General features: G+C 33.3%; 4 protein-coding genes. 3 read left to right on the plus strand and 1 reads right to left on the minus strand.

Features of this window, described 5'->3' with window-relative positions; all coding sequences use genetic code 11:
- Positions 1-193: 193 nt before the first annotated feature.
- A complete protein-coding gene (locus ACXJH6_RS07685) occupies positions 194-1,357 on the minus strand; it encodes a pyridoxal phosphate-dependent aminotransferase (RefSeq protein WP_456471173.1) in 1,164 nt (387 codons plus the stop codon).
- Positions 1,358-1,434: 77 nt separating this feature from the next.
- Here ACXJH6_RS07685 and ACXJH6_RS07690 point away from each other — a divergent pair, with 77 nt between their 5' ends.
- From ACXJH6_RS07690 to ACXJH6_RS07700, 3 genes are read left to right on the plus strand one after another with little or no spacing between them, the layout of a single operon-like run.
- Positions 1,435-3,792 (plus strand): methyl-accepting chemotaxis protein, encoded by a 2,358-nt coding sequence (locus ACXJH6_RS07690; RefSeq protein WP_456471174.1) that lies wholly within the window; start codon positions 1,435-1,437, stop codon positions 3,790-3,792.
- A 2-nt stretch (positions 3,793-3,794) separates the two neighbouring features.
- Complete coding sequence (locus ACXJH6_RS07695; protein WP_456471175.1) at positions 3,795-6,002, plus strand: EAL domain-containing protein; 2,208 nt, start codon at positions 3,795-3,797, stop codon at positions 6,000-6,002.
- The gene (locus ACXJH6_RS07700; RefSeq protein ID WP_456471176.1) at positions 5,990-6,472 is read left to right on the plus strand and encodes a hypothetical protein; all 483 of its coding nucleotides are present in this window, start codon (positions 5,990-5,992) and stop codon (positions 6,470-6,472) included. The genes ACXJH6_RS07695 and ACXJH6_RS07700 overlap by 13 nt, the downstream gene beginning before the upstream one ends.
- Positions 6,473-6,519: the final 47 nt, after the last annotated feature.

Consider the following 6,519-nt stretch of genomic DNA (forward strand, 5'->3'; position numbering starts at 1 on the left):
AGTCAGCCCATAAAGAGGTTGCGTATGGAAGCCTTGTTTTGCTTGGAGGGGTTATTGTAATAGCCTCTTTATACGTATTTAGGGAAATGAAAAAAACTAATAAGTAGAAACTATTTTATCTTTTCCCCAAAATAAATGTTTGATTTATTTTGGGGATTGGTATTATACTCAAAAATTACCACATGTCTTATCATTAAAGAGCCTTTATAAATTCTTCTATTCTTTTTATTCCTTCTTTTATGGTTTCCAAATCGGTTGCGAATGAAAATCTGAAATATCCCTCACTTCCAAAACCAATTCCCGGGACCACAGCTACGCCTTTGTCTTCAAGAAGCGTTAATGCGAAATTCATAGATTTAGGCATAATTTCTTTGTGGTTTACGAAAATATAAAACGCTCCCGCCGGTTTTGCAGCCGAGAGCCCCGGGATTTTATTAAACGCTTCATAAACATAATCCCTTCTTTTTTGAAATTCTTTTCTCATGTTTTCCACATCTTTATCGGCTTTTCCAAGAAGGGCGGGAATAGCCGCTTTTTGGGTTATAGAATTTACGTTTGACGTGCTTTGGGACTGCAGTTTTATCATATTTTTGACAAGTTCTTTATTTTTGCTGGCACAATATCCAAATCTCCATCCCGTCATTGCGTGGGATTTGCTAAGACCGTTTACCGTAATGGTTCGTCGGAGCATGTCTTTATTAATACTCGCCGTTGCCGTAAACTCTCCGTCATAAATAAGTTTTTCATACATTTCATCGCTTACAACCCATATATCCGTTCCTTTAAGCACATCCGCCAAGGCTTCAAGCTCTTCTTTTGTATATACCGCTCCTGTAGGATTGCTAGGAGTAGTTATAATTAACATTTTTGTTTTTGGAGTTATTGCCTTTTTTAACATCTCAGGAGTTATTTTAAATCCCGTACTTTCATCCGTCATTATGCTAACCGGCACTCCTCCGTGGTATTTTACAATTTCCGGATACGTAACCCAGTAAGGTGCCGGGATAATAACTTCGTCTCCTTCGTCTATAAGAGAAGCCATAATATTAAAAAGACTTTGTTTCGCTCCGTTACTTACGATAATTTCGTCATGTGAATAGTCTAAGTTATTGTCTTTTTTTAGTTTTACTCTTACGGCTTCTATTACTTCGGGAATTCCGGCAACCGCCGTATATTTTGTAAAACCTTCTTCTATTGCTTTTATACCTTCTTTTTTTATAATTTCGGGAGTGTCAAAATCAGGCTCTCCGGCGCTGAATGCCAAAACATCCCTTCCCGCCGCTTTTAAGTCTCTTGCTTTTTGGGAAATCGCTATTGTAAGTGAGGGGGAGAGTTTTTCTATTCTTTTACTAAACATTTTTAACCCTTTTTTTAATGAATTATATATTAAATTTTTCAAAATTTGGTTAAAATAATAAAAAAAAAGGATTTGGGATGTTAAAAAAGCTGAGTATTAGGCAAAAATTAATGCTGCTGGTAGGGGTGCCGCTTACGTTTTTGGTGATATTGGCCGGGTATCTTATTTATGATACTTACAATCAGTTTAAGAAAGGTAAAGATTTTAAAAAAGTTTTAGTTATGAGCGCTGAATATATGCCAAATCTTTTGGTTGAGCTTCAAAAAGAAAGAGGGCTTTCAGCGGCTTATATTGCAGACAGGGGTGAGAAATTCAGAGCCGAACTTGACGCCCAGCGAAGAAAAACGGATATTGCTTTAAGAAAGCTTAAAAACTATATTAAAAATCACAATATTGCTAAAATTGATGCTCAAATATATAAAGATTATAAAAAAGCTTTTAATGAATTAAAAAATTTGAACGATATAAGAAACAAAATAGATAACCTGCAAATAGACGTTATAGATGAAATTAAATATTTCTCTAACGTTAACAGGATATTTTTATTATCAAAAGACGAATTGCTTAAATATAATGTTAATCAAAATATTATTGAAGGGGTGAATAAATTTTTTGAAGTTTTATGGTTGAGCGAATATGCCGGAAAAGAAAGGGCGTATCTTGCTTATCTTTTAAGCACCGGAAAACTAAGAAACGATATAATAGTCGAATGGTATTCGGTGGTTAACGCTCAAAAAATGTTGTTAAAAGATTTACCGGAAATTGCAAGGGAAATAGCCGCATATGAAGCTAAAGTTGAGAAAATAAGGGAGACTTTTGGCAATCTGCCTGTAAAACAGCAAATTGTCTCTTCTATGAAAGAAACAGTAGGATACGGTGGGCTTATTCATAATTTTAAAAATTACGTTTTAAGGGGAAAACCTAAATATGAAGCTAACGTTAACAAAGCTTATCACAAGCTTCTTGAGCTTATAGACAGAATAAAATCTATGGGAGTGACTCAAAGAGAAGCTAAAGAGCTTGATAAAATAAAAGAGGTCTTTACAAAATACTATCAGGGACTTCCTAGGGTAGTGGAAGCGTGGTCTAAAAATATGTCCATAAAACAGCTTGATAAAGTGGTAAAAGTAAACGACCGGCCGGCTATTAACGCTTTTAAAGAGCTTAGCAAAACAAAAACATATATTAATTTTACTACAGAAGAATGGATAAAACTTGCAAGCGAAAGAATAGACGCCATTAAAAAAATAGCGGACAGAATTGCTGAAAAACTTATAAAAATGACCGAAGAAGAGTATTCTGACACTCTTAAATTTTTAATTACGGTAAGCGTAATAACCGTTTTAATAGTAATAGGCGTTATACTTCTTGCAATCTTTATAGCAAAAGATTTAATGGAATCTACAGAAAAACTTAAAGAAGGAATTCTTGAATTTTTCAGATTCCTAAACAGGGAAACAAGCAGCGCTAAACTTATAGAAATAGACAGCGAAGACGAAATAGGTCTTATGGCAAAGGTTATTAATCAAAACATAGCCAAAATAGAAGAAGGCTTAAGACAGGACGCGTTAATGATTCAGGGGCTTATGAGAGAAGTTGAAAAAATGAAAAGAGGAGTGTTAAAAGGAAGGGTTGTAGAACAGGCCGCAAACCCTGATTTGGAAAAAGTGAGAATAATATTTAACGAAATGCAAGACGCACTTGAAAAAATAGTGGGTGAAGATATCAATAAAACGGTTGTGGTTCTTGACAGCGCTATGAAAAGGGATTTTACAAAAAGAATTCAAAACGCGATAGGAAAAGTTGAAATCGCTATAAACAACGTGCTTGATACGATGGTGGATATTTTAAGAACAAATAAAGAAAACGGAGAAATTTTAAGTGAAAAAGCAAGAATTTTAAAAGAGAAAATGGATGCTTTAAAACAGGCGGCAATAGAAGCAAGCCAGGAATTAAACGAAGTCGCAGGTATCATGCAGCAGCTTAACAACGAAATTTTTGAAATATCAAATCAGACAAAAACCGTGGTAGAACAGTCTCATGATATTAAAAATGTCGTAAATGTTATTCAGGAAATCGCAGACCAGACTAATCTTTTGGCTCTTAACGCGGCAATAGAAGCGGCAAGGGCCGGGGAACATGGAAGAGGATTTGCGGTAGTTTCTGATGAAATTAGAAAACTTGCCGAAAAAACTCAAAAAAGTTTAAGCGAAATTGACGCAAACATTAATCTTCTTACGCAGTCTATTACGAATATAGGCGAGGCTATTATGAAACAGACCGAGGAGATTGCAACTGTCACAAGTAAAGTCGAAGACGTTAACAATAAAACTCAGTTAATGGAAAGAAATGTCGAAGAAGTTGACGTTGTAGCCGAGGAGGTAAGTCAAATGGCCGAGACTATGCTTAAAAACGTGGAAAAAAATAAGTTTTAAGTATGGTTACGAATAAAATAATAGAGACGATAAAATCTTTATTTAAAAAACATCTGGAAGAAATTTCTCTTCCAGATGATAAAAAAGATAAGATTTATCAAAAATTTTTAGAGCTTTTAGAAAATTTGGTAGGGAATTTTAAAGATGTTTTAGATTCCATTAAAGAAGCCGTTGTTGTTATAGATGAAGAGGGAAATATTCAAGAGGCCAATAAGACTTTTTTTGAATGGCTTTCTCTCTCAAAAAATGATGTAATAGGCAAAAATATTAAGGATTTTGTTTTTGAGGATATAGAAAATAAAATCGTTTATTTAAAAAACCATGAACTTATTCCCGTAGAACTGCATATTAAAGAATTCGAAATTAACAACAAAAAATATAAAAGACTTATAGCCTCAAATATAAAAAACAGAGTGGAATTTGAGCTTAAATTAAAAAATCTTTTAAGGCTTTATAAGGTTTTAAGCAAAATTAACGAACTTATTATAAGAGCCGTAAATAAAGAGGAAGTTTTTTCCCTAAGCTGTGAAATTTTGGTTAAAGAAGGACATTTTGACTTTGCATGGATAGGAGAGCTAAGGGGTGAGAATATAGTCCCGGTGGCATGGTTTGGAGAAAATGAAACATTTGCTAAGACTCTAAAAAACAGGGTGTTTAAACAAAAAAACATAAAAGAACTTATAACACATTCTTATTTAAAAGAGAGTAATCTTCAAAAAGAGGAAAAGGCTTTTTTTAATAAAATTACCATTCCTATTTTTAAAGAAGAAAACGCTATTTCGGCAGTCGTTTCCCATAAAGAAATAACGGCGGTATTGGTGGTTTATTATAAAGGTAAGGAATTTGATGAGGATGAAATCACTCTTTTAAAACAGATAGCCCATGATATAGGCTTTGGAATAGTTACGCTCTCAAGAAAAGAAGATGTCGATTATCTGGCTTATTATGACGTATTGACCTCTCTTCCAAACAGAAGATATTTTTTTGAAGAACTTGAATCGCTATTAAGTATTCTTAAAGAAAAAGACCAGCAGGGGATGTTGGCAATTGTGGATATAAACAATTTTAAAACCATAAATTCAGCTGTAGGATTTTGGGCTGGGGATATTGTTCTTTCACAGATATCTTCCGAGCTTAAAAAGATATTAAAAAACAAAGATATCTTAGCAAGAGTGGGGGGAGATGAGTTTGCTTTATTTTTATATAACGTTAAAAGTAAAGAGGAGGCTATATACAGGATTACAAGCGTTTTAAAGGATTTTGAGTTTATTTTTGAAATAGAAAATAAAAAATTTCTGGTAACTTTAAGTATAGGAGCGGCGTTTTTTCCTTATGACGGAACAACAAAAGAAGTTTTATTCGCAAGTGCCGAAGCCGCTTTAAAAGAAGCAAAAAAAAGGGGAAAGGGAATAGAATTTTTTTCAAAAAGTCTGCAACAGAGCACTCTTGAGAGTTTAAACCTTGAAAGCGAACTGGTGGAGGCTATTAAAGAAGATGAATTTTGCGTATTTTATCAACCTATAGTCGATATAAAAGAAAAAAGGGTTTTTGGCGCGGAAGCTCTTATTAGGTGGATAAAAAACGGTGAAATTGTTCCTCCTTTTAAATTTATACCTATTTTAGAAGAAAGAGGGCTTATTAAAGAAGTAGGTGCAATGGTTATGGATAAGGTTTTCAGTTTTATAAAAGAAGAAAAATTAAATATCCCCATATCCATAAACGTGTCTGCAAAACAGGTTCATCTTAATTTTTATAAGGAAGTTTTGGATTTAATAGAAAAATATTCAATTTCCCCTTCAAATGTGATTTTGGAAGTTACGGAAAGTGTTTTGATGGAAAATCTTGAAATACTGTTAAAAAACATAAAAGAGCTAAACGCCGTTGGAATAAGATTTGAAATAGACGATTTCGGAACAGGTTATTCTTCTTTGGCTTATCTAAAAAAACTTCCTATATGCGCTTTAAAAATCGACAGGGCGTTTATAAAAGATTTGCCTGATGATGAGGAAGATGTTTCCATTTCAAAAGCCATTATTTCAATGGGGCATTCTCTTGGAAAAAAAATTATAGCAGAAGGGGTTGAAACGAAAGAGCAGCTTAAGTTTTTGGAAGAAAATAATTGCGATTATATTCAGGGGTATTATTTTGGAAAACCTATGCCAAAAGATGAGTTTTTAACGTTTTTAAAGGAGTTTAGATGGCAAGAGTAAAAATTTTTATAGTTTTTGTTTTCGGGTTATTGATACTTGGATGTGCTTCTTCTGTAAAACAGGGTTTTAATAAAGATACTATACAAAACGCTTCTGAATGGAAATATATCGCTAAAGATATGGCAAGAAAAATTTCAAAAGATATAAACAATACATCTATTTATATAGAACCTGCCGTTTCGGATGCTAAGACGCCTTTTGAGAGAGTGTTTTTAAAGCTTTTAAGAGATGAATTTGTAAATATGGGAGTTGATGTAAAAACGGCTCCTTTTGGTGCGGATACTCTTTTTGTAAACGTTGATTTGATTGAAAAAGAAAATTCTTATTTTGACGAAATAAATATTGATGCCGTTTTGTATGACGACAACAGATATATATCGGGCGTTAACAGAATTTTTAATATTAAAAAAAGCGATAAAAACATATACGCTCTCCAAAAATGCGCTGTTTTGAATGTTAAAGGAGAGTAGATGAAAAAATTGGTTTTGGGTTTGATATTGGTTTTTATAACGGGATG

This window comes from Caminibacter sp. (genome assembly GCF_053999135.1).

Excerpts from the sequence above, each read along its gene's own strand:
- ACXJH6_RS07685 (WP_456471173.1), bottom strand. The coding sequence starts at position 1,357 with ATGTTTAGTAAAAGAATAGAAAAACTCTCCCCCTCACTTACAATAGCG.
- ACXJH6_RS07690 (WP_456471174.1), top strand. The coding sequence starts at position 1,435 with ATGTTAAAAAAGCTGAGTATTAGGCAAAAATTAATGCTGCTGGTAGGG.
- ACXJH6_RS07695 (WP_456471175.1), top strand. The coding sequence starts at position 3,795 with ATGGTTACGAATAAAATAATAGAGACGATAAAATCTTTATTTAAAAAA.
- ACXJH6_RS07700 (WP_456471176.1), top strand. The coding sequence starts at position 5,990 with ATGGCAAGAGTAAAAATTTTTATAGTTTTTGTTTTCGGGTTATTGATA.